This window comes from Modestobacter sp. SSW1-42, from assembly GCF_046635825.1.
Lineage (GTDB): Bacteria > Actinomycetota > Actinomycetes > Mycobacteriales > Geodermatophilaceae > Modestobacter.
On the sequence record NZ_JBISCA010000001.1, the window covers coordinates 766,344 to 788,639 of the forward strand.

The 22,296-nt window shown below is 76.5% G+C and carries 20 protein-coding genes and 1 pseudogene; 10 read left to right on the forward strand and 11 right to left on the reverse strand.

The genetic code is table 11. From position 1 onward, the window contains the following. Window positions 1-30: 30 nt before the first annotated feature. Complete coding sequence (locus tag ACGBYP_RS03815; protein ID WP_411581930.1) at window positions 31-1,170, reverse strand: polyprenyl synthetase family protein; 1,140 nt, start codon at window positions 1,168-1,170, stop codon at window positions 31-33. Between the two features lie 93 nt (window positions 1,171-1,263). Between ACGBYP_RS03815 and metF the strand changes: the two genes are divergently transcribed. Next, entirely contained in the window at window positions 1,264-2,193 is a 930-nt protein-coding gene (gene metF / locus ACGBYP_RS03820) for a methylenetetrahydrofolate reductase [NAD(P)H] (protein ID WP_411581931.1), read from the forward strand. 1 nt (window position 2,194) lies between these two features. Here metF and ACGBYP_RS03825 read toward each other — a convergent pair whose 3' ends face one another. Then, the gene (locus ACGBYP_RS03825; RefSeq protein ID WP_411581932.1) at window positions 2,195-2,812 is read right to left on the reverse strand and encodes a hypothetical protein; all 618 of its coding nucleotides are present in this window, start codon (window positions 2,810-2,812) and stop codon (window positions 2,195-2,197) included. 77 nt (window positions 2,813-2,889) lie between these two features. On the opposite strand from ACGBYP_RS03825, the gene ACGBYP_RS03830 reads away from it, so the two are divergent. The 4 genes from ACGBYP_RS03830 to ACGBYP_RS03845 are packed head-to-tail and all read left to right on the forward strand — an operon-like array spanning window position 2,890 to window position 6,158. After that, window positions 2,890-3,261: a hypothetical protein gene (locus ACGBYP_RS03830; RefSeq protein ID WP_411581933.1), complete on the forward strand. Its 372-nt coding sequence runs from the start codon at window positions 2,890-2,892 to the stop codon at window positions 3,259-3,261. Between the two features lie 55 nt (window positions 3,262-3,316). Further along, entirely contained in the window at window positions 3,317-4,420 is a 1,104-nt protein-coding gene (locus ACGBYP_RS03835) for a sigma-E factor regulatory protein RseB domain-containing protein (protein ID WP_411581934.1), read from the forward strand. Window positions 4,421-4,464: 44 nt separating this feature from the next. Then, window positions 4,465-5,352 carry an ABC transporter ATP-binding protein gene (locus tag ACGBYP_RS03840; protein WP_411582230.1) on the forward strand — a complete coding sequence of 296 codons (888 nt, stop codon included), beginning with the start codon at window positions 4,465-4,467 and terminating at the stop codon, window positions 5,350-5,352. Beyond that, window positions 5,349-6,158 carry an ABC transporter permease gene (locus ACGBYP_RS03845; RefSeq protein WP_411581935.1) on the forward strand — a complete coding sequence of 270 codons (810 nt, stop codon included), beginning with the start codon at window positions 5,349-5,351 and terminating at the stop codon, window positions 6,156-6,158. Before ACGBYP_RS03840 ends, ACGBYP_RS03845 begins: the two co-directional genes overlap by 4 nt. A gap of 131 nt (window positions 6,159-6,289) precedes the next feature. Here ACGBYP_RS03845 and ACGBYP_RS03850 read toward each other — a convergent pair whose 3' ends face one another. Together ACGBYP_RS03850 and ACGBYP_RS03855 are read right to left on the reverse strand one after the other, a co-directional pair. Beyond that, window positions 6,290-7,894 carry a methyl-accepting chemotaxis protein gene (locus ACGBYP_RS03850; RefSeq protein WP_411581936.1) on the reverse strand — a complete coding sequence of 535 codons (1,605 nt, stop codon included), beginning with the start codon at window positions 7,892-7,894 and terminating at the stop codon, window positions 6,290-6,292. Between the two features lie 109 nt (window positions 7,895-8,003). Further along, window positions 8,004-8,819 (reverse strand): lipase family alpha/beta hydrolase, encoded by an 816-nt coding sequence (locus tag ACGBYP_RS03855; RefSeq protein WP_411581937.1) that lies wholly within the window; start codon window positions 8,817-8,819, stop codon window positions 8,004-8,006. Window positions 8,820-8,875: 56 nt separating this feature from the next. Between ACGBYP_RS03855 and ACGBYP_RS03860 the strand changes: the two genes are divergently transcribed. Together ACGBYP_RS03860 and ACGBYP_RS03865 are read left to right on the forward strand one after the other, a co-directional pair. Continuing rightward, window positions 8,876-9,568, forward strand: coding sequence for a CDP-alcohol phosphatidyltransferase family protein (locus ACGBYP_RS03860; RefSeq protein WP_411581938.1), 693 nt, complete (start codon window positions 8,876-8,878; stop codon window positions 9,566-9,568). Between the two features lie 202 nt (window positions 9,569-9,770). Continuing rightward, a pseudogene (locus tag ACGBYP_RS03865) lies at window positions 9,771-10,517 on the forward strand (carbohydrate kinase family protein); the annotation flags it as partial. A 187-nt stretch (window positions 10,518-10,704) separates the two neighbouring features. Here ACGBYP_RS03865 and ACGBYP_RS03870 read toward each other — a convergent pair. Genes ACGBYP_RS03870 through ACGBYP_RS03900 form a run of 7 tightly spaced genes read right to left on the reverse strand, consistent with a single transcriptional unit; the run spans window position 10,705 to window position 17,423 of the window. Beyond that, entirely contained in the window at window positions 10,705-11,361 is a 657-nt protein-coding gene (locus ACGBYP_RS03870) for a flavin reductase family protein (protein WP_411581939.1), read from the reverse strand. A 16-nt stretch (window positions 11,362-11,377) separates the two neighbouring features. Continuing rightward, window positions 11,378-12,490 (reverse strand): glycosyltransferase, encoded by a 1,113-nt coding sequence (locus ACGBYP_RS03875; RefSeq protein WP_411581940.1) that lies wholly within the window; start codon window positions 12,488-12,490, stop codon window positions 11,378-11,380. Continuing rightward, window positions 12,487-13,266 (reverse strand): carotenoid biosynthesis protein, encoded by a 780-nt coding sequence (locus tag ACGBYP_RS03880; protein ID WP_411581941.1) that lies wholly within the window; start codon window positions 13,264-13,266, stop codon window positions 12,487-12,489. The genes ACGBYP_RS03875 and ACGBYP_RS03880 overlap by 4 nt, the downstream gene beginning before the upstream one ends. Beyond that, window positions 13,263-14,957, reverse strand: a complete 1,695-nt coding sequence (locus tag ACGBYP_RS03885; protein ID WP_411582231.1) for a phytoene desaturase family protein — start codon at window positions 14,955-14,957, stop codon at window positions 13,263-13,265. The genes ACGBYP_RS03880 and ACGBYP_RS03885 overlap by 4 nt, the downstream gene beginning before the upstream one ends. Then, window positions 14,954-15,532, reverse strand: a complete 579-nt coding sequence (locus tag ACGBYP_RS03890; RefSeq protein ID WP_411581942.1) for a GNAT family N-acetyltransferase — start codon at window positions 15,530-15,532, stop codon at window positions 14,954-14,956. The genes ACGBYP_RS03885 and ACGBYP_RS03890 overlap by 4 nt, the downstream gene beginning before the upstream one ends. Next, a complete protein-coding gene (locus ACGBYP_RS03895; RefSeq protein ID WP_411581943.1) occupies window positions 15,529-16,053 on the reverse strand; it encodes a YbaK/EbsC family protein in 525 nt (174 codons plus the stop codon). The genes ACGBYP_RS03890 and ACGBYP_RS03895 overlap by 4 nt, the downstream gene beginning before the upstream one ends. Window positions 16,054-16,103: 50 nt before the next feature. Continuing rightward, window positions 16,104-17,423, reverse strand: coding sequence for an MFS transporter (locus tag ACGBYP_RS03900; protein WP_411581944.1), 1,320 nt, complete (start codon window positions 17,421-17,423; stop codon window positions 16,104-16,106). Window positions 17,424-17,690: 267 nt separating this feature from the next. Here ACGBYP_RS03900 and ACGBYP_RS03905 point away from each other — a divergent pair, with 267 nt between their 5' ends. Genes ACGBYP_RS03905 through ACGBYP_RS03915 form a run of 3 tightly spaced genes read left to right on the forward strand, consistent with a single transcriptional unit; the run spans window position 17,691 to window position 22,263 of the window. Beyond that, window positions 17,691-18,014, forward strand: a complete 324-nt coding sequence (locus ACGBYP_RS03905; RefSeq protein ID WP_411581945.1) for a DUF6504 family protein — start codon at window positions 17,691-17,693, stop codon at window positions 18,012-18,014. Next, window positions 18,014-18,508 carry an SAV_6107 family HEPN domain-containing protein gene (locus ACGBYP_RS03910; protein WP_411581946.1) on the forward strand — a complete coding sequence of 165 codons (495 nt, stop codon included), beginning with the start codon at window positions 18,014-18,016 and terminating at the stop codon, window positions 18,506-18,508. Before ACGBYP_RS03905 ends, ACGBYP_RS03910 begins: the two co-directional genes overlap by 1 nt. Beyond that, the gene (locus ACGBYP_RS03915; RefSeq protein WP_411581947.1) at window positions 18,505-22,263 is read left to right on the forward strand and encodes a DNA polymerase III subunit alpha; all 3,759 of its coding nucleotides are present in this window, start codon (window positions 18,505-18,507) and stop codon (window positions 22,261-22,263) included. Before ACGBYP_RS03910 ends, ACGBYP_RS03915 begins: the two co-directional genes overlap by 4 nt. The last annotated feature ends 33 nt before the right edge of the window (window positions 22,264-22,296 follow it).

Here is a 22,296-nt window from a genome sequence, read left to right on the forward strand (position 1 = left end):
GCTGCGCGTCCTGGTGGCGTGGGTGGGTGGTCATGCGGCGCGGGTGGTGGCGGCGACGGCGAGGGCGTCCAGCGCCCGGCGGGCGTCGGCGGTCAGCGGGGCCCGGGCGATCGCCGCCCGGGCCTGGCCGGTCTGCTCGGCGATCCGTTCCTCGACCCGGGCCAGGGCGCCGCTGCGGGTCATCAGCGACCGGACGCCGTCGAGCTCGGCGGAGTCGGCGGCGCTGTTGCCCAGCGTGCCGGCCAGCAGCGCACGGCCGCCGTCGTCGGTGGCCTCCTCGGTGAGCGCGACCAGCAGCGTGCGCTTGCCCTCGCGCAGGTCGTCGTCGACGGACTTGCCGGTCACCGCGGGGTCGCCGAACACGCCCAGCACGTCGTCGCGCAGCTGGAACGCCTCGCCCAGCGGCAGGCCGATCGCGCTGCAGACCTCCATCGCCCCGGGCCCGGCGCAGGCCAGCGCGGCACCGAGCTGGAGCGGGCGCTGCACGGTGTAGCCGGCGCTCTTGAACCGGGCGACCTTGAGCGCACCGGCCGGGCCGGGCAGCCCGCCGGCGGCGCGGAGCAGGTCGAGGTACTGCCCGGCGGTGACCTCGGTGCGCATGGTGTCCCAGACCGGGCGGACGCGGGAGAGCGCCTCGGTGGAGATGCCCGACCGGCGCAGCAGCTCGTCGGACCAGACCAGGGCCAGGTCGCCGACCAGGATCGCCGCGCCCACACCGAAGGCCGCGGCGTCGCCGTCCAGGGCGGCGCCGTCGTGCCGGCCGGCGAAGCCGACGTGCGTGGCCGGGCGGCCGCGGCGGGTCTCGGCGGCGTCCATGACGTCGTCGTGCACCAGCGCGGAGCTGTGCACCAGCTCCAGGGCGGCCACCGCCCGCAGCACCGCGTCGTCGGCCTCGGCCGCGGCGCCGGAGGTGGCGAACCCGCGCCAGCCCCAGTAGGCGAACGCCGGGCGCAGCCGCTTGCCGCCCCCGGCCACGGCGACCACCTCGTCGGCGACCGGCAGCAGCTCGTCGGCCATGCCGGCCAGGGTCTCGCGCTGCTCGGTCAGGAAGGTGCGGAGCGCCGACTCGACGGCGGCGCGCAGCCGGTCGAGGTCGGCGACCGCGAGTGCTCCTCCGGTCCCGGTGGAGCTCCCGGCGGAGGGTTCGCGCTGCTGCGTGCCGACTGTCACAGGGCGAGTATCGCCCAACTCGGCGTGGCGCGATCACCCCCCGGGCCACGGGTCGCCGACAGCGGGCCCCCCGCGCCCGTACCCTCGGACCCTGTGACCGGCACCGTGCGCGAGCTGCTCGATGGTGGACAGCCCACCTGGTCCTTCGAGTTCTTCCCCCCGCGGGACGAGATGGGCGAGGTCCAGCTGTGGACCGCGCTGCGCGAGCTCGAGCGGCTGCAGCCCTCCTTCGTCTCCGTCACCTACGGCGCCGGCGGCTCCACCCGCGAGGGCACCGTGGCCGCCACCGAGCGGATCGCGGCCGAGACCACGATGCTGCCGCTGGCCCACCTGACCGCCGTCGACCACAGCGTCGCCGAGCTGCGGCACGTGGTCAGCCGGCTGGCCGCCGCCGGCGTGCGCAACCTGCTGGCGCTGCGCGGCGACCCGCCGGGTGCCGACCCCCAGGCCGCGTGGACCGCCCACCCGCAGGGGCTGCGCTACGCCGCGGAGCTGGTCGAGCTGATCAAGGGCATCGGCGACTTCTCCGTGGGCGTGGCCGCCTTCCCCGAGCAGCACCCGCGCTCGCCGGACCTGGAGTCCGACACCGACATGTTCGTGGCCAAGTGCCGTGCCGGCGCCGACTTCGCGATCACCCAGATGTTCTTCCGGGTGGAGGACTACCTGCGGCTGCGTGACCGGGTCGCCGCCCGCGGCTGCGACGTCCCGATCATCGCCGGGGTGATGCCGGTGACCAACGCCCGGCAGATCGCGCGGATCGTGCAGCTGTCCGGGCAGGCGTTCCCCGACGAGCTGGCCGAGCGCTTCGCCGCCCTCGACGGCGACACCCCCGAGCAGAAGCGGGCGATGCGCGCCCTCGGCGTCGAGGTGGCCACCCAGATGTGCCAGACGCTGCTGGCCGAGGGCGTGCCCGGCATCCACTTCATCACCATGAACCGCTCGACGGCCACGCGTGAGGTCTACGCGAGCCTGGCCGGGGTCGGCGTCGACACCGGGGCGCCGGCCGCGGCCGTCGGCGTCTGAGTCAGCCGCCGAGCAGTTGCTCGGCCTCCTGCGCCGCCCGGCGCAGCCCCTCCCGCTCGGCGGCGTAGCCACCGGCCACGCCGACGACGGGCAGCTGGGCCAGGGCCCGGTGCCGGAGCTTGCCCTTGGGGCGGGCGTCGAGGGCGTCGTCGATGCGGCCGAGCAGCCGGGCGGCCCGCCAGATGCTGCGCGCGACACCGTCGACGCCGGACCGGTCGGCGCCCAGCGCCTCGTCGACGTAGCTGCCCTTGACCCGGGTCAGCAGCGGGGCGACCCGGTCGGCGGGCAGGTCACGGTCCAGCAGCACCCGGGCCAGCAGCGAGACGCGGGCGGCGGGGTCGTCGACGTCGTGCTCGCCGGCCACCCCGAGGACGACGAGGGCCTGCACGGCCGAGCCGACGGTGTTCTGCAGCGGCAGCAGGTCGGCGAGCCTGCCGGCGAACCGGGGCGCGGCGGAGACGCCGGCGGCGACCCGGCCGACCTGCTCGGCCCACCACGCGGCGCGCTGCGGGAGGGGCAGCTGCGGCGGGCGGCCGAGGCGCCCGGCCATCGGGGTGAGCCCGCGGTCGACCCGGCGGAGGACGTCGACGACCACGGCGTCGCTGATCGGGGCGGCCATGGGGACCGACCGTAGGTGGCCGCGCGGGACGTCGCACCTCGCCGCCGGTGGCGGCCGGTGCCGCTACGGTGCGCTCCGTGATCACGGCCGCCGTCCTGGCCGTCGTGGTGCTCGCCGGGCTGGCGGTGCTGCAGGCGCTGCTGGCGGCCGGCCGGCCGTACGGGCACCCGGCCTGGGGCGGGCAGCACCGGGTGCTGCCGCGGGGCCTGCGCACCGCCAGCGCCGCCTCGATCGGGCTGTACGCCGTGTGCGCCGCGGCGGTCCTCGGCGCGGCCGTGCGCTCGCCGGACGTGCCGGGCTGGCTGCAGGTCGCCCTCTGGGTGCTGATCGGCTGCTCCGCCCTGGGCATCGTCGTGACCGGGGCCAGTCGCAGCCGGCCGGAACGGCTGGTGATGACCCCGGTCTGCCTGGTGCTCGCCGGCTGCTGCCTGGTCGTCGCGCTCGGCTGACCGGGCGCCCCCGCGCGGGCGGGCCGGGCACAGGACGCCGTCGTACCGTGGCCGGGTGCGACGACGGCGGACCGGTGCAGCCCGCCGCTGGGCGGCCGTCGGCGGTGGCGTCGCCGTCCTGCTCGCGCTGCCCTCGCTGATCGGCGCGCTGCCCGCCTCGGACGCCGGCACCCCCGCGGCCGACCTGCGCCGGGCCGCCCTCGCCTCGACCGGCGTCGCGTTCACCGGCTACGCGCAGGCCGCCGGCGGGCTGGCGCTGCCGGTGGGCGAGCAGCTGACCGGCGTCGCGGACCTGCTCAGCGACCGGACGACGATGCGCACCTGGTACCGCGGGGTGGGCGACTGGCGGGTCGACGTGGTCACGCCCACCGGGGAGACCGGCGTGCACGCCGACGCCGGCGGCACCTGGACCTGGGACTACGTCGCCGGCGCGGCCACCCGCACCCCGGACACCGCCCTGGCCCTGCCCACCGCGCCGGACCTGCTGCCCAGCGAACTGGGCCGGCGGCTGCTGTCGGAGGCCGGTGACGCCGAGCTCAGCCGGTTCGGCGCCGACCGGGTCGCCGGCCGTGACGCGCTGGGCCTGCGGGTCGTGCCGGCCGAGGAGGCGGCGTCGGTCGGCCGGGTCGACGTGTGGGTCGACGCGGCCAGCGGGCTGCCGTTGCGGGTGCAGGTGTTCGGGCACTCCGGCGGGGAGCCCGCGGTCGACTCGTCCTTCCTGGAGGTGGAGCTCACCACCCCGCCGGCGGAGATCGTCGACTTCGCCGTCCCGCCCGCCGCGACGATCCGGGAGGGCCAGGACCCGCAGCTGCTGCAGGCCGCCACCCGGGGCACCCGCGGCGGGCTCGCGCTGCCCGCGGTCCTGGCCGGGCTGGAGCGTCGCCGGATCGAGGGCGCGCCCGCCACGGTCGGCGTCTACGGCCGGGGGGCCACCCTGCTCACCGTCAGCGCCCTGCCCGGCCGCGCGTCGGCCGGGCTGCGCAGCGCCCTGGCCGGCGCCCCCGACGCGGTGGTCGACGAGCTCGGCGTCCGGATCGCCGCCGGCCCGCTGGGGCTGATGCTGGCCGACGGCCCCGACGGCACGGTGCTGCTCTCCGGCACCGTCACCCTCGACGCGCTGGCCGCCGCGGCCACCGAGCTGGCCGGAGGAGCGCCCTGAGCACCGTCATCGGCACCACGGGGCTGGTCAAGCGGTACGGGCGGCTGCGGGCGGTCGACGGCATCGACCTCGACGTGCGGTCCGGCGACGTCTACGGCTTCCTCGGCGCGAACGGCTCGGGCAAGACCACGACCGTGCGGATGCTGCTCGGCCTGGTGCTGCCCACCGAGGGAGAGGTGCAGCTGCTCGGCGAGCCGATGCCCAGGCGCGCCCGCCGGGTGCTGCCCCGGGTGGGCGCGCTGATCGAGGGCCCGGCGCACTACGGGCACCTGTCGGCGCGGGCGAACCTGTCGCTGTTCGACGCCGCCGGGCCCGGCGGCTCGCGGCGCACCCGCACGGCCCGGATCGACACCGTGCTCGAGCAGGTGGGCCTGGCCGGGGTGGGACGGCGGCCGGTGCAGGACTTCTCCCTGGGCATGCGCCAGCGGCTGGGGCTGGGTGCCGCGCTGCTGCGGCGCCCGGAGCTGCTGGTGCTCGATGAGCCCACCAACGGCCTCGACCCGCAGGGCATCCACGAGATCCGCGACCTGCTGCTGGAGCTCAACCGGGCCGGGACGACGGTGTTCCTGTCCAGCCACCTGCTGGCCGAGGTCGAGCAGCTGTGCACCCGGGTCGGCGTGCTCGACCGTGGCCGGCTGGTGCTGCAGGACCAGCTGGCGACCCTCACCGCGCCCACCGGCGCGACGGTCGTCGAGACCCCCGACCCGCAGCGCGTGCGGGCGGCTCTCGACGGGCGGGTGCTGCGCGTCGACGGTGACCGCGCGGTGGTGCGGGGCGCCGACCCGGCCGAGGTCAACGCCGCGCTGGTGGCCGCCGGGGTCCCGGTGACCGGGCTGGCGCTGGAGCGCCCGACCCTGGAGCAGGTGGTGCTGGCCGCGGCGAGCAGCAGCGCCGACCGGGTCGACGCGCCGGGGGAGCGGTCGCGCCGGTGATCGCCGTCGAGCTGCGCAAGCTGTTCCGCCGTCCCCGCACCTGGGTGACGATCGGGCTGCTCAACGCCCTGCCGGTGCTGGTGGCCGTGCTGCTGGCGGTCACCGACCTCGCGCCGCGGCCGGGGGAAGGACCGGTGTTCCTCTCCGCCGTGCTCACCAACGGCACGCTGTACCCGCTGGCCGCGCTGGCCATCGTGCTGCCGCTGTTCCTCCCGATCGCGGTCTCCGTGGTGGCCGGGGAGTCGATCGCCGGGGAGGCGCAGGCCGGCACGCTGCGGTACCTGCTGGCCCGCCCGGCCGGCCGCACCCGGCTGCTGGTCGCCAAGCTGGTGTCGGTGATCGCGTTCGTGCTGGTCACCGTCGTGGTGGTGGCCGCGGTGGGCTACGTGGTCGGGCAGCTGCTCTTCGACGTCCAGCCGATCGGCGGGACGACGCTGTCGGGCACCACCATCACGTCCGAGCAGATCGCCTGGCGCACGGTGCTGGCGATCGGCTACATCACCGTCTCGATGCTCGGGGTGGCGGCGTTCGCGCTCTTCTTCTCCACGCTCACCGACTCGCCGCTGGCCGCGGCGCTGGGGGCGCTGGCGGTGCTCATCGCCTCGTCGCTGCTGTTCACCCTCGACGCGGCGTCGTCCTTCGCGCCCTACCTGCCCACCCGCTACTGGCTGGCCTTCGTCGACCTGTTCCGGGAGCCGGTCCTGTGGCGGGACCTCGTGCGCGGCATCGCGCTGCAGGCCGTCTACGTCGTGGTGCTCACCGGCGCCGCCTGGGCCAACTTCACCACCAAGGACATCACCTCCTGACGGTCCCGCCGCCGTCGTCCAGGTCCGGCCGGACGTGGATCAGGTGACCTGATCAACGGCTGTCCTACCGCACCGACGCTGGTGCAGGAGGACAGCCGTTGGTGCAGGAGGACGTCCTCCGGCGGGGTCCGTCAGAGGGTGAAGCGGGCGACGCCGGTGCGGAGGTCGGCGGCCATCCGGGCGAGCTCGGCGACCGCGCCCCGGGTCTGGCCGAGCGCCTGGGTGGTGTCGCCGGCCGCCGCGGAGACCCCGCTGATGGTGCGGGCGATGTCGGTCGACCCGCCCGCGGCCTCGGCCACCGAGCGGGCCATCTCGTTGGTCGTCGCGGTCTGCTCCTCCACGGCCGAGGCGATGGTCAGCTGGAAGGCGTCGACCTGGCCGACGACGGACTGGATCCGGTCGATCGCCGCGACCACCCCGGAGGTGTCGGCCTGGATGGTCTCCACCCGCCGGGCGATGTCCTCGGTGGCCCGTGCGGTCTCCGCGGCCAGCTCCTTCACCTCACCGGCCACCACGGCGAAGCCCGTGCCGGCCGCACCGGCGCGGGCGGCCTCGATCGTGGCGTTGAGCGCGAGCAGGTGGGTCTGGGCGGCGATCGCGGTGATGGTCTTGACCACGTCTCCGATCTCCCGGCTCGAGGCGCCCAGCCGGGCGATGGTGGTGTCGGTCGCGCGCGCCTCGGCCACCGCGTCGGCGGCGGCCCGGGCGGCGCCGGAGGCGTTCTGGCTGATCTCGCGGATCGAGGCGCCCATCTCCTCGGCCCCCGCGGCGACCGTCGCGACGTTGCGGGACACCTGGCCGGCGGCGTCGGACACGACCCCGGACTGCGTGGCGGTCTCCTCCGCGGCGGCGGCGATCTGCGCGGACGACGCGGACAGCTCCTCCGAGGACGACGCGACGGCGTCGGCGGTGGCGGCGACCGAGGACAGCACGGTGCGCAGCTCGGCCACCGCGTCGTCCAGTGCGGCCGCGGTGGCGCCGACCTCGTCGCGCGAGGTGACCCCGGCGGTGCGGGTCAGGTCGCCGGCGGCCAGGCCCTCGGCGGTGTGCTGGACCCGGCGCAGCCCGCCGGTGATGCCCCGGGCGACCAGCCGGCCGACGACCAGCGCGGCGACGACGCCGACGGCCAGGACCACGGCCAGCAGCAGCCGGGTCGACCCGTACTCGGCCGTCGCGGCGGCCGCGCTGTCGGCGGCGGCCTGCCGGCGCTGGGCGGCGAGCTCGTCGATCTGGGCCATCACGGCCTGGGCGATCGGCGAGATCGTCGCCTCGCGCGCCTCCGACCAGGCGGTCAGGTCGCCGGCGTCGGCGAGTGCGTCGAGGGTGACCATGCCGGCCCGGTAGTCGTCGATGCCGTCGAGCACCTGCTGCACGAGCGCGCGGCCGGCGTCGGAGGGGTGGGTGCCCAGGTAGCGGTCGGCGGCCGCGGCCAGCTCGTCGTAGGCGCTGTTCCGGCTGGCCAGGTAGGCGGTGCGGTCGGCGGGGTCGGTGGCGACGGCGTAGTTGGTGCCGGAGAGCCGGATGGCGAAGAAGTCGGCGCGCATCGACTCGACCTCGGCGGTGCCGACCAGCTCGTCGCGGTACATCGCGTCGGTCGCCTCGGCGGTCTGGCCGAGGCTGCGCAGCCCCAGCACGCCCACGAGGACGGCGACGAGCGCGGCCAGCCCGACGGCTGCGGTGATCTTGGCGGTGACGCCCGTCCGGCGGAGCGGGGACGGGGTGGGGTGCGCGGGCACGGGGTGGCCTCCTGGCCTGAAGTGACGCTCTGAGTCGACGTCGTTGCACAGTGCAATCCCCGCGACGACCCAGGCGATGCCCCGGGACCGGTCAGCTCATCCGAACTGGTCAGCCCTGGCGCAGCCGGGCGCAGTCGTCCGGGCCCAGCGGCACCGACGGCCCGGCCGCCAGCTGGGCGAGCACGATGCCCTGGACGACGGCGTCGGTGGGCAATTGCCCGTGCGTCACCTGCGAGTCCGCGCACACCGACTGCACGGTCAGGTCGAGCGCGCCGGCCAGCTCCGCGGAGTCCGGCGGGGTGACGGTCTGGTCGACGGTGGTCCACACCGACACCCAGTCCGGGCCCTCGGGGGTCTCGTCGCCGGCGTTCAGCTCCGCCAGCAGGGGGCTGGTCGTGGTCAGCTGCCGGCAGGCCTCCGGGCACTCGGCCGGCAGCACGCCGACGGCCAGGTCGGCCAGGGTGGTGCCGTGGTGCGGGGAGCCGAGGGTGACGACCCGCCGCGCCTGGTCCGCCCCGCCGTCGGCGGCCCACAGCCGGGCGATGACCCCGCCGGCCGAGTAGCCCACGACGTCGACGCTGGTCGCGCCGGTGCGGGCCAGCGCCTCGTCGACCGCCTGACCCAGCGCGTCGGCGGAGGCGTTCATGTCGCCGGTGCCCTGGGCGGGGACCGGGACGACGGTCGCGTCCCGGCCGGTGGCGGTGAGCCGGTCGGCGAGCGCCTGCAGCGCACCGGTCGAGCCGCCGTACCCGGGCACCAGCAGCACCGGGCCGGGGGTCTGCGCGGCCGGCGCCGTCCGGGTCCCGTCCGGACCGGTCAGCCGCGGGACGACGAGGGCGGCGGCCAGACCCGCCGCGCCGACGACGAGGACGGCGAGCAGTGCCAGCACCAGGCGGCGGCGGGCGGGGGAGAGGCCGGCGAACACCCCTCCACTGTCCCTGCCCGGGGCGCTGCGTGCCCGGGTCGTGGTGGACTGGCCCCGTGCTGAGCCGCGACGAGTACCTGGCGGCCTGGTCGCGGTGGCACGGGGGCACCGACCCGGCCGACAGCCGGCTGGTGCACGGCTGGCTGACCCTGGCCTACACCCTCGCCGTCCCGCTGGCCCGGCTGTCGCCGCTGGTGGCCACCGCGCTGGGCCTGGTCGTCGCCGGCGCCGCGGTCGGCCCGGCCGCGGCCGGGGGCGGCTGGCTGGTCGCGACCGGGGTCCTGATCGGGCTGTCCGGGCTGCTGGACTCCCTGGACGGCGCGCTCGCCATCGCCGGCGGTCGGGCCTCCCGGCGCGGGTTCGTGCTCGACTCCGCCGTCGACCGGCTCACCGAGGTCGCCTACGCGCTGGCCTTCTGGGTGGCCGGGGCGCCGGGCTGGCTGGCGGCGGCGTTCGGCGCGCTGTGCTGGCTGCCGGACTACCTGCGCGCCCGGGCCGGCCAGGCCGGGGTGAGCGAGACCGGCGCCATCTCGGTGTGGGAGCGCCCCACCCGGGTGGCCATGGCCGGCTTCGGGCTCGGTGGCGCCGGCGTGGTCGCGCTGCTGGGCATCGAGGTCGACGGGCACGACGTCGTGGCCGCGGTGGTCACCGTGGGGGCCGCGGTCGGCTGTCTGCTGGGCGTCGTCGGCACCACCCAGCTCGGCGTCCAGCTGCGCCGCGCGCTGGGCGAGCAGACGCCGCCCGGGTGACCGCCGCGCACGGTCACGGACGGCGGCTCCTACCCTGGACCGGTCCCGCGCCCGTTCCCGGCCGGGGCCCGACCGGCCGCCGACGGCCGCAGTCCCCCCGGAGAGAGTCCCCTCAATGCCCGTCGTCGTGACCGGTTCGATCGCCACCGACCACCTGATGACCTTCCCCGGGAAGTTCACCGACCAGTTCGTCGAGGGCAAGATGGAGAACGTCTCGCTCTCCTTCCTGGTCGACGACCTCGTGCAGCACCGCGGCGGCGCGGGCGCCAACATGGCCTACGGGCTCGGGCTGCTCGGCCTCGCACCGGTGCTGGTCGGCGCCGTGGGCAACGACTTCGCCGACTACGACGCCTGGCTGACCCGGCACGGCGTCGACACCGGCAGCGTGCGCTGGTCCGAGCTCAAGCACACCGCGCGGTTCACCTGCACCACCGACGTCGCGAACAACCAGATCGCCTCGTTCTACTCCGGCGCGATGAGCGAGGCCTCGCTGATCGAGCTCGCTCCGGTCGAGCGGCGCGTGGGCGCCCTGGACCTGGTGGTCATCGGCCCCAACGACCCGACCGCGATGGTGCAGCACACCGCCGAGTGCCGGGACCGCGGCTACCCGTTCCTCGCCGACCCCAGCCAGCAGCTGGCCTGGGCCGACGGGCAGATGATCCGCGACCTGGTCGACGGCGCGGACCTGCTGTTCACCAACGAGTACGAGCACGCCCTGCTGCTGCAGAAGACCGGCTGGGACGACGCCGAGGTGCTCGCCCGGGTGGGCACCTGGGTCACCACCCGGGCCGCCGACGGCGTGGTCGTGGAGCAGGCCGGCGAGGAGCCGATCCGCGTCATCGCGGTCCCGGAGACCAAGCCCGTCGAGCCCACCGGCGGTGGCGACGCGCTGCGCGCGGGCTTCGTCGCCGCCCGGCAGTGGGGGCTGGGCCTGGAGCGGGCCACCCAGGTCGGGTCGGCCGTCGCGACCGCCGCGGTCGAGGTCGTCGGCACCCAGGAGTACTCGCTGCCCCGCGAGCTGTTCCTCGACCGCTTCGCCTCCGCCTTCGGCGCCGCGCCGCCGACGAGGTCGCCCCGCACCTGCCCGCCTGAGCCGCCGGACCCGCCTGGAGGGCGGAAGTGGCCACTTCCGCCCTTCAGCCGTCGCGGAGGTGCTCGCCGATCGAGGGGTCCTCGGTCCAGGTCGCGTAGGGGATGCGGCGGATCTCCTTCACCTCGCCGATCGTCGACCACTCGTTGCCGCCCAGGCGGGCCAGCGGGCGCAGGTGCTCGATCCGCGGGCGACCGTCCCGGACGGCGTCGGTGTGGACGGCGATGTGCCGCACCTGCCCGAACACCACGGTGCTGTCGCCCAGCCGCACCGTCGAGTGCAGCGTGCACTCCAGCGACACCGGCGACTGCGCCACCCGCATCGCCGCGACGGTCTCGCTGGGCTCCAGCCGCACCCCGGTGTGCTCGGCCTCGCTCTGGTCGGGCGGGAAGTCGGTGCCGGTGGCGTTGGCCTGCTCGAACATCGACTCCGGCGTGAGGTTGACCGTGAAGTCGCCGGTCGCCTCGGCGTTGACCAGGGAGTCCTTGCGGCCCACCGAGGTGAACTGCACGACCGGCGGGTCGACGCAGGCCACCGTGTAGAACGAGTGCGGCGCCAGGTTGTGCACGCCGGCCGCCGAGCGGGTCACCACCCAGGCGATCGGGCGGGGCACGACGACGGAGTTGAGCACCCGGTAGAAGGCGCCCGGTCCCATCTGCCCGGGGTCGAAGCCGGTGCGCGGGGGAGTGCTGGGCTCGGTCACTGGTCCATCGTCGTCGTCAGCCCGGGGTGGGCAGCGTGCGGCCCCGCCAGCGGAGCTCGCCGCGCCGGTGGGCCCGCAGCGAGCGGGCGACCAGCACGTCCAGCAGCGCCACCGACACCGGGTGGGCGAGCGCGTCGGGCCACACCCGGCCGCCGGTCCCGGCCGCCACGACCGCCCGGTTGACCACCCCGGCGGCGTAGCCGACCAGCCCGGCCCGGGACCCGGTGAGCGCGGCCAGCGGGGGGAGGACCCAGACCGCGCCGAGCACCGCCGCCGCCCCCGCCGACGCGGCCGGGCGCCCGCCCAGCGCCGACCACAGCGACTTGGTGTAGCCGTCGCGCACCGCGGGCCAGCCGTCGTACATCCGGCACACGGCCAGCGTCGACCCGTCGACGACGACCCCGCGCCCACCGGCGGCCTTGACCGCGCGCAGCAGCGCGATGTCCTCGATGACCTCGCCCCGCACGGCTGCGTGCCCGCCGGCCCGCTCGTAGGCGGCCCGCCGCACCACCAGGAACTGGCCGTTGGCCGCCGCCAGCGACGGCCGCGGCGAGCGCTCGGCCAGCCGCAGCGGCAGCAGCGTGGCCCACAGCCACTGCTGGAGCGGCTGCACCAGCCGCTCGGTCGCGCTCCCGGTGAGCTGCCGCGGCCAGGGGGAGACGAGGTCGAGGCCGGCGTCGTCCAGGACGGCGACGGCGGAGGCGACCGCGTCGGGCATCAGCCGGACGTCGGCGTCGAGGAACACCAGCAGCCCGGCGTCGCCGGCGGCGGCCGCGCCCTGCGCACAGGCGTTCGGCTTGCCCAGCCACCCCGGCGCCGGCGGCCGGGCGGTGAGCACCCGCACCCGCGGGTCGGCCGGGACGCGCTCGGCGGTGCCGTCGGTGGAGCCGTCGTCGACGACCAGCACGCGCAGGCCCGGCACGCCGCGCTGGTCGAGCAGCGCGGCCACGCAGCCCTCGATCTGGCCGGCCTCGTCGCGGGCCGGCACCACGACGGTCACCGGCCGGTCGACCGCCGGCGGCACGACGGGGGGCCGGCGCAGCAGCGCGGTGTTGACCACCGCGTGCGCCGCGGCCAGCACCGACAGCCCGGCGCAACCCCGCACGAGCCGGTCGACCGCACGGCTCACCGGCGGCGGGCCAGCGCGACGACCACGGGCAGCGACAGGACGACGCCCCACACGGCCGACCCCGGCAGGTCCAGCCAGACCGCGTGCGCCAGCGCGCCGCCGAGCACCATCCACGCCAGGGTGAGCAGCGGGGCGGCGTCACCGGTCCGCGGCGGGGCCGCGGTGCGGGCCACGAGCAGGTCCACCAGGGTCATCAGCACCAGCCCGGCGAGCAGCCAGCCGGCCAGGTTGGTCAGCGGCACCGTGTCGATCCCCGGCAGCCCCGGCTCGGGGTGCGCCCACCGCCAGAAGCCGGCCTGCACCAGCTGCGGGTCGAGCACCACGTCCCAGGCAGCGAAGACGTAGGCGGCGACCAGCACCCGCCCCGGACGCGACCGCGGGGCCAGCCGACGGGCGACCACCCAGCTCGGCCAGGCCATCATCAGCCAGGCCAGCGGCACCAGGAACGGGACGCCGAGCAGCGTCGGGCCCAGGACGTCGCTGTAGGCGTAGGTGCCGTACGGGAAGCCGGTCGACAGGCCCAGCGCCTCGAACAGCACGGCGACCACGGCCACCAGGACGAGGACGCCGAGGCCGGTGCGGGCGCCCCGGCTCACCCAGGCGTGGCTGATCGCGGCCGCCGAGCCCAGCAGCACGATGACCCAGCTGATGGCGGTGCGGGCCGAGCCGCCGGACAGCGGGTAGGCGATCGCGGTGGCCAGCAGCGCCGCGGTCAGCGCCAGCGGCAGCCAGCCCGGGGCCGGGCGGGTGCGCCCGGCGACGGCGGTGGCCGTCACCGTGCCGCCCTGGCCGCCAGCCGGCTCGTGACCTGCGCCCGGACCCCGGCGCGCAGCCGTGCCGCGGGACGGCGGTCGGCCAGGACGATCCGCGCGGCGGTGCGCCCGGAGTTGCCCGACACCCCGCCGCCGGGGTGGGTGGAGGCGCCGGTCAGGTACAGCCCGGAGAGGCCCGGGACCCGGTGGCCGGACAGCGCCGGCGTGGGCCGGAAGCCGAACATGCTGGCCAGGCTCATCTCCACGTGCATGACGTTGCCGCGCAGCAGGGACAGCTCCTGCTCCAGCTTCAACGGCGTCTGGACGTACAGCCGCTGCACCGAGGCGGCGAAGCCGGGGGCGTACCGGTCGACCGCCGCGATGAGCTGCTGGGCGGCGTCCTCGGCCAGGTCGTCCCAGTGGCCACCGTCGGCGAGCGCGTAGGGGTACCACTGGCCCCAGACGGTGACCACGTGCTGGCCCTCCGGGGCGAGGGTCGGGTCGCTCGCGGAGAACGACATCGCCAGCGGCACCGGCTCGCGCGGCAGCTCGCCGGCGAGGTAGTCGCCGTGCGCCCGGGCCAGCTGGGCGCGGTCGGTGCACAGCAGTTGCAGGCCCTGCAGCGCCTCCTCGCCGATGCCGGGGTAGGTGGGCAGCGCGTCGGTCTGGCAGCGCAGCACCAGGCCGAAGCCGTTGCCCAGCGGCGGGTCGGCGTCGGCCAGTGCCGGCGGGGCGTCGTCGCCGGCCAGCGCCCGGGTGGCCAGCACGTGGCAGGCGGCGACGACCACCGGGGCGGTGATGCGCCGTCCGGACACCGTCTGCACGCCCGTCACCCGCCGGGCGCCGTCCGCGCCGTCGACCAGCAGCCGGGCGGCGCCGTCGCCGAGGGTGACCCGGCCCCCGTCAGCGGCCAGCCGGGCGGCCAGCGCCTGGGTCAGCCCGCCGGAGCCGCCCACCGGGTGGCCGGGCGGGACGTCGTGCAGCAGCGCCGCCCAGCCGACCATCGCCGCGGTGCCGGGCTCGGACATCGGCGGGCCGGACTGGGCGCCGAACCAGGCCAGGGCGGCCTTGAGCCGCTCGCTGCGGAACCACCGGTCGAGCAGGGCGTCGCCGGAGCCGATGAAGTCGGTGGCGATCTCGCCGCCCGGCGTGCGCGGCTGGCCGCGGCGGGGAGCGCCCACCGGCCACAGGTTGCGCACCAGCTGGACCGCCCCCGGCCGGTCGCCGAAGGCCTGGACGACGGCGGCGCTGCGCGGGCCCCACACCTCGACGAACCGGCGGTAGGCCGCGGCGTCCTCCGCGCCGCACGCGGCCGCGATCGAGGCGCAGGTGGCGTCCAGGTCGACGGAGAACACCAGGGGCTGCCCGTCGGGGCCGGGGTCGCCGGGCACGGGGGCGGGGGCGAAGGCCCACGGGTCGCAGTCGATGTAGCGCAGCCCGAACCGCTCGAGCTCCAGCTCCTCGACCACCCCGCTGTGCCGGATGATCACGTGCGCGCTGGACCCGCGGTCGACGCGCACCCCGGGCCACCGCTCCACCGTGGAGACCGCGCCGCCGAGCACCTCGTCGGACTCCACCACCTCCACCCGCAGCCCGGCCTTCGCCAGGTGGCAGGCAGCGACCATGCCGTTGTGGCCGGAGCCGATGACGACGGCGTCGACGGTGGTGTCTGCGGGGACGGCGGTGTCCTGCGGCGAGGTGGGAACGGCGATCAGTCCTTCCGGGCGGGAGGGGCCAGCGGCAGCCGGGCACCCAGGATGGCGAAGGGGCGGGAGTCGCCGGGGAAGTGGTAGCCCCGGGCGAGGTCGACGAAGCCGTCGGCGTGGTAGAGCCGGAAGGCCTTGGTGTCGGTGTCCGGGGTGCTCAGCAGCGCCACCGGGGAGTCGGCGTCGGCGACCAGGGCGTGCAGCAGCTGGCGGCCCAGCCCCCGGCTCTGGTGGTCGGGGTGGACGTGCAGCTCGCAGACCTCGAAGGCGCCGGGCAGCCACTGCTTCGCCGTCCGCCGGTCGAGGGCGTTGCGCACCTGGTCGTGCCACCACTGCCCGGGGGCGACGAGGTAGCCGTAGCCGAAGCCGACCAGCCGCTCGCCCTGCGGCGTCTCGACGAACGCGCCGACCGCGCGGAAGCCGGCCCGCTCGGTGTGCTGGACGGCGTAGCCGTACCGGCCGGCGACGACGGAGTCGCCGTAGCCCATCGCCGCGCCGTAGATGGCCAGCGCCTCGTGCAGGTGCTCGCGCATCCAGGGGGTGGGCAGGTCGACGACCCGGGTGGCCGGGGTGGTGCCGGTCACGAGGCCACCGCCGCGGGCAGCTCGGTCGACGGGCCGGGGCCGACCTCGGCGGGGGTGCCCTCGGTCAGCCGCAGCAGCTCCTCGTAGCTGGTCGGGAAGACGGTGTGCGGGTGCCCGGCGGCGGCCCACACCTGCGCGTGCCGGGCCAGCTCGACGTCGACCAGGGTGCCGATCGGCTCGGGGTGCCCTACGGGTGCGACCCCGCCGATGGCCTGCCCGGTGTGCTCCCGGACGAACTCCGGGGTGGCCCGGACGACGGCCGGGACGCCGAGCAGCTCGGCCACCCGGGGCTCGGACACCCGGTGGGCACCGCTGGTGAGGACCAGCAGCGGCTGGCCGCCGACGTCGAACACGAGGCTGTTGGCGATGGCGCCGACCGGCACACCGAGCCCGGCGGCGGCATCGGCGGCCGTCCGGGCGCTGTCGGGCAGCACGCGCACCGCACCGGGGACGCCGGCGGCGCGCAACTGCTGCACGACCTCGGCGACCCGGGGGTGCTGCGGGATCTCCGCTGAGGTCATGCGCGCGATCCTGCCACCGGCCGGGGGAGCCTGCCGCACCGCCCGCGTGCTCAGGTGCGACCGAGGGCCGGCTCGGCCGCCGACCCGGCCGGGGCGTCGAGGGGGTGGGCGATCTCGTCGGCCCGCAGCCGGGCCGCCGCGATGGCGACCACGGCCAGGACCGGGGGCACCAGCCCGGCGAGCAGGAAGGTGGCCGGGACACCGATGGCCCCGCTCACCGGCCCGGCCAGCGCCATCGACACCGGCATGAAGGCCAGGGAGACGAAGAAGTCCAGGCTGGACACCCGGCCGAGCATCGCCGGGGGCACGCGGCGCTGCAGCAGGGTGCCCCAGATGACGGTGGCGCCCTGGAACGCCGCCCCGGCGACCGCGGCGGCGAGCACGAACAGCCACAGCTCGGTGGCCACCCCGAACAGCGCCAGCGGCGCGCACCCGGCGCCCCACAGCATGATCATCAGCGTCAGGTAGCGGCGCGGCAGCGGGCGCGAGGCGACGGCGAGGGAGCCCACCGCCCCGGCGATGCCGAACGAGGCCAGCACCAGCGCGTGCTCCGAGGGGCCGCCGCCGGTCTGCTCGCGCAGTGCGAAGGGGGTGAGCACCTCCAACGGGCCGAGCACCACCAGGACCAGCAGCGAGGCGAACACCAGCGTCGCCAGCAGCCAGGGGGTGGCCACCATGTAGGAGAAGCCCGCCCGGACGTCGAGCAGCAGCGCGGCGACCGGGTGCCGCGCCGGTCCGCCGGCGGCCGCGGCCTCGGCCCCCAGGTCCCGGCGCAGCGGCGTGGCCGGCAGCCGCAGCAGGGCCAGGACCGCACCCAGCGCGGCCACCGCGGTGACGAGCAGCGCCGCGCCGGGCGAGGCGGCCGCGACCAGCGCCCCGGCTGCGGCGGGTCCGGCGGCCTGGGTGAGCAGCGGCCGGAGGACGCCCTCCAGCCCGTTGGCCGCCAGCAGCTCGTCGGCGGGCAGCAGCGCGGGCACCAGCGCCGAGTAGGCCGGGTAGTACAGGCCCTGGGCCAGCCCGAGCAGCAGCGACGCCGTGGCCAGCTGCCACAGCTGGAGGACCCCGGTCAGCGAGAGCGCGGCGACCCCCGCCGTCGTGCCCAGCTCGACGACGGCGACGACCAGCAGCAGGCGCCGCTGCGGCACCCGGTCGGCCAGGGCGCCGCCGAGCAGCGTGGTCAGGAGCATGCCCACGGCCGTGCCGGCGCTGACCAGGGACAGCGCCGCCGGCCCGCCGCCGAGCTCGATCACCTGCCAGACGACGGCCAGCAGGTACAGGCCCGAGGAGGTCAGCGTCAGCACCAGCGAGACGGCCAGCCAGCGGTAGCCCGGGCGCCGGAGGGGCGTCAGCGCACGGGGCAGGGCGGGCACCGGCCCAGTCGACACCGGCGGCGGGGCCGGGCGCAAACGAGTTGCCCGGCGGGGTGGGTGCAGTGGCTGTAACGACACGGTCGGGGACACGCGCGCTCCCGCTTGACGCCCCGGGCCCGTCTCCGGTCTACTCGACGTGTTCGAACACGTGTTCGAACACCGGTGGGTCCGCTCACCGGCCCGGGCCGTCATGCCTTCCCCGCATGCGCTTCCCCGCCGGGCCGGGGTGCGGGCCGGCCGGTGGGGCGAGGAGTTGGGGAGTCTGTCATGAGCCGAGTGCTCGTCGGGGCCGGTGGCCGCGTCGGTGAAGAGGTGCAGGTCGAGCAGGGGCCGACGGGGCCGGCCCAGTTCTGGCGGGGTGAGACCCGCTACGTGGTGGGGGAGCTGCTCGACTCGTGGGTGGAGACCGCCCCGTGGTGGCAGCCCGACCCCGCCGGTCGCGGCGCCTCGGCCGACCTGGTCGCCACCCGGCAGGTCTGGCGGGTGGAGGCCTCGCGGGCCGGGCGGTCCCGGATGAGCTTCGCCGGGGTGTTCGACCTGTCCTGGGAGCCGACGGCCGGGCAGTGGCTGCTCGTGCGGGCGCACGACTGATGGGCGCCGCCCGGGTCCTGCAGGACCCCGAGCAGGGGCAGCTCCCGTTGCCCCCGGCCCTGCCGTCGGCCGCCGCCCAGCTGCTCGGCCAGGCCCACCGCGGGCTGGCCGAGGCGACCGGCAGCCCCGACGCCGCCTGGCGGTACGCCACCGCGCACCTGGCCGCCCTGCGTGCCGCCGCGGCCGTGCTGGCCGCCCGCACCCGGCCCGAGGCCGGCCGGCACCGGCCGCGCAGCGCCTGGGTGCTGATCAGCGAGGTCGCCCCCGAGCTGGGCGAGTGGGCGGCGTTCTTCGCCGCCGGTGCGGCCAAGCGGGCCGCGGCCGAGGCCGGGATCTCGCACGCGGTCACCGAGCGGGAGGCCGACGACCTGGTCCGCGACGTACGCACCTTCCTCGGCGTCGTGGAGACGACGATCAGCCGGCCGGCCCCGGCGCCGGCACCGGTCCGCCTGCGGTCGATGGACGGCGGCCGCCGCCGTCCCTCCGCGTCGTGAGTGACCCCTTCGTCCACCTGCACGTCGCCTCGGGCTACTCGATGCGGCACGGCGCCAACCACCCGGCCGACCTGGTCACCCGGGCGGCCGACCACGGCATGGAGGCGCTGGCGCTCACCGACCGCGACGGCCTCTACGGCGCGGTCAAGTTCGCCCTCGCCTGCCGGTCGGCGGGCATCCGCCCGCTGTTCGGCGTCGACCTGGCCGTCGACCCGGTCGCCGGCGGCGAGCCCGGTGAAGCCGGTCGCATCCGCTCCGCCGACCTGCACCGGGCGCGCCACCCGGCCGGCCGTCGTGCGCCGGCGCGCGGCGGGGCCAGCGTCGACCCGCGGCTGCCCCGGGTCACCTTCCTGGCCAAGGACGGGGCCGGGTGGCGGTCGCTGTGCCGGCTCACCAGCGCCACCCACCTCGCCGGGACCCGCGGCGAGCCGGTCGGCTCGCTGACCCTGGCCGGCGAGCACTCCGCCGGCCTGCTGGCGGTGCTCGGGCCCGGCTCCTCGGTCGGCCGGGCGCTGGCCGACGGGCGCGCCGACCTGGCGCGGGCCTGGCTGGCCGCCTGGCGGTCGGTGTTCGGCCCCGGACAGCTGGTGGTCGAGCTCGTGCACCACCGCGGGCAGGGCGACCGGTCCCGGGCGCAGGCGCTGCTGGCGCTGGCCACCGAGGCCGGCGTGCCGGCGGTGCTCACCAACGCGGTCCGCTACGTCGACGCCCTCGACGCCCCCACCGCCGACGTCCTCGACGCCGCTCGCCGGCTGGTGCCGCTGGGGCAGCGGCACGTCGACCGGCGCACCGCCGAGGGGCACCTGAAGTCGGGCAAGGAGATGGCCGAGGTCGCCGAGGACATCGCCGGCCCCGACCGGGACGTCGCCCTCCGGCTGCTCGAGACCACCGCCCGGGTCGCCGAGCAGTGCGCCGTCGACGTCCGCGACGACCTCGGCATCGGCACCGTGCGCTACCCCGAGCTCGACGTGGTCACCACCGCCGCCGAGCGCGGACTTGGCCCGGCGCAGGTGCTGCGGGCCCGCTGCGAGGCAGGGCTGGGCCGGCGGGGGATGACCCCGTCGGCCGCGGTGCGCGAGCGGCTGGAGGCCGAGCTGGGGGTGATCGAGCAGCTGGGCTACCCCTCCTACTTCCTCACCGTCGCCGACGTGGTGTCCCTGATCCGCGAGCTGCGGGTCCGGGCGGCGGCCCGCGGCTCGGGCGCGGGCAGCCTGGTCACCTACCTGCTCGGCATCTCCGACGTCGACCCGATCCGCTACGGCCTGCTGATGGAGCGGTTCCTCTCCCCGCTGCGGCACCAGCTGCCCGACATCGACATCGACGTGGAGTCCGCCCGGCGGATGGAGGTCTACGACGCGGTGATCGACCGGTTCGGGGCGCACCGGGTCAGCTGCATCTCGATGATGGACACCTACCGGGTGCGGCACGCCATCCGCGACGTCGGCGCCGCGCTCGGCCTGCCGCCGGCCGAGGTCGACGCGGTGGCCAAGGCGTTCCCGCACATCCGGGCCAACCAGGTGCACGCCGCGCTCCGCGACCTCCCCGAGCTGCGGGCCAGCCGGCTGGGCTCCAAGCGCGGTGGCGGCAGCGGCGACCTGGACCTGATGTTCGACCTGGTCGCCCGGCTCGACGGGCTGCCCCGGCACATCGCGCTGCACCCGTGCGGGGTGCTGCTGTCCGACGCCACCCTGCTCGACCGCACCCCGGTCGAGAGCAGCTACCTCGGCTACCCGATGAGCCAGTTCGACAAGGACGACGTCGAGGAGCTGGGGCTGCTCAAGCTCGACTTGCTCGGCATCCGGATGCAGTCGGCGATCGCCCACGCCATGGACGAGGTGGCCCGGGTCGACGGCGAGCAGGTCGACATCGACGCCGTCCCGCGCGACGACCCGACCACGTTCGAGCTGATCCGCAGCACCCGCACGCTGGGCATGTTCCAGATCGAGTCCCCGGGGCAGCGGGAGCTGGTCGGCAAGTTCAGCCCACAGACCTTCGAGGACCTCATCGTCGACATCTCGCTGTTCCGCCCCGGCCCGGTGAAGAGCGACATGGTCACCCCGTTCCTCATGGCCCGGAACGGCTGGCGCGACCCGGTCTACCTGCACCCGGCGCTGCAGCCGGCGCTGGAGGAGACCGCCGGGGTGGTGGTCTTCCACGAGCAGGTGCTGCAGATCGTGTCGGTGATGACCGGCTGCGACCTGGCCAGCGCCGACGAGGTGCGCCGGGCGCTGGGGGAGAAGGACGCCCACGCCGAGGTCAAGGCGTGGTTCGCCCCGCGGGCGCTGGAGGAGGGCTTCGACGTCGCGGTGGTCGAGCAGGTGTGGGAGGTGCTGGTCGCCTTCGGCTCGTTCGGCTTCTGCAAGGCCCACGCGGCCGCCTTCGCCCTGCCCACCTACCAGTCGGCCTGGCTCAAGACCCACCACACCGCGGCGTTCCTGGCCGGCGTGCTCACCCACGACCCGGGCATGTACCCCAAGCGGCTGATCCTCGACGACGCGCGCAACTTCGGGGTGGCCGTGCTCGGGCTCGACGTCAACGCCTCGGCCGGCAGTTACCGGGTCGAACGGGTCGAGGCGGAGTGGGCCGGTGACGGTGACCTCGACGAGTCCACTCCGTCCCCGCGGCCGCCGTGGATGCCCGCGGCGATGCCCGAGCCCGGGCGGTACGGCATCCGGTTGTCGCTGGCCGACGTGAAGGGCATCAGCGACGAGGAGGTCGCCCGGATCACCGAAGGGCAGCCCTACCGGTCGCTGACCGACTTCTGGAACCGGGCGAAGGTGTCCCGGCCGGTGGTCGAGCGGCTGGTGCTGGCCGGCGGCTTCGACTCGGTCTACGGCTTCGGGGTCCGCGACAGCGAGGGCGGGCGGCCGGCCCGGCGGCGCGAGCAGCTGACCCGGCGCGACCTGCTGCTGCAGATCGGCGAGCTCGACCGGTGGAGCCGCAGCGGGGCGCGGGCCAGCAGCGCCGGCCAGCTCGGGCTGGACCTGTTCGGCGCCGAGAGCGGTGCCGAGCCCGGGCTGTTCGACGTCGGCGAGGGCGGTGAGGACACCGGCCGGCCGGAGTTCGTCAGCTCCGGGCTGCCGGAGTTCACCGACGCCGAGCGGGTCCGCGCCGAGCTCGAGGTGCTGGGGCTGGACGCCAGTCGGCACGTCATCGACTTCTACCGGCCGTTCCTGGCCGCGCTCGGTGCGGTGCCGGCCGCGGAGCTGCTGCAGTGCCGCAGCGGCGCCGAGGTGCTGGTGGCGGGGGTGAAGGTGGCCACCCAGACCCCGCCGATCCGGTCCGGGCGGCGGGTGGTGTTCGTGACCCTCGACGACGGCACCGGCTGCGCCGACTCGACCTTCTTCGAGGACGTGCAGGGTCCCTACGCCGCCACCGTCTTCCACTCCTGGCTGCTGGTGGTCCGCGGGGTGATGCGCCGCACCGGTCCGCGCGGGGTGTCGATGCGGGCCACCGGGGCCTGGGAGCTGCCGGCGCTGCACGAGGCGTGGGAGGCCGGGGGGATGGCCGCGGTCGCCGAGCTGATGGCCACGCCGGGGGAGTACACCGAGCAGGCGATCAGCGGGGCGGCGGCCTCGCACGGGTCGCGGCCGGTGGTGGTGCGCCCGGTGCTGGTGCACCCGACCGGCTTCCGCATGTCGCCCTACGCCGACATCAAGCCCGCCGGCGACGACGCGGCGACCGCCGTCCGCCGCGCGGCGTCCGCGCCACCCCGCAAGCTCTGGCACTCCAGCCCCGGCAGCTCCGGCCACTGAGGCGCTGGACCCCCACGGCCCAGGACCCCACCG

Coding starts and splice junctions, on each gene's coding strand:
- ACGBYP_RS03895 (WP_411581943.1), bottom strand. CDS start 16,053: ATGACCTCAGCGGAGATCCCGCAGCACCCCCGGGTCGCCGAGGTCGTG.
- ACGBYP_RS03905 (WP_411581945.1), top strand. CDS start 17,691: ATGAGCCGAGTGCTCGTCGGGGCCGGTGGCCGCGTCGGTGAAGAGGTG.
- ACGBYP_RS03910 (WP_411581946.1), top strand. CDS start 18,014: ATGGGCGCCGCCCGGGTCCTGCAGGACCCCGAGCAGGGGCAGCTCCCG.
- ACGBYP_RS03825 (WP_411581932.1), bottom strand. CDS start 2,812: ATGGCCGCCCCGATCAGCGACGCCGTGGTCGTCGACGTCCTCCGCCGG.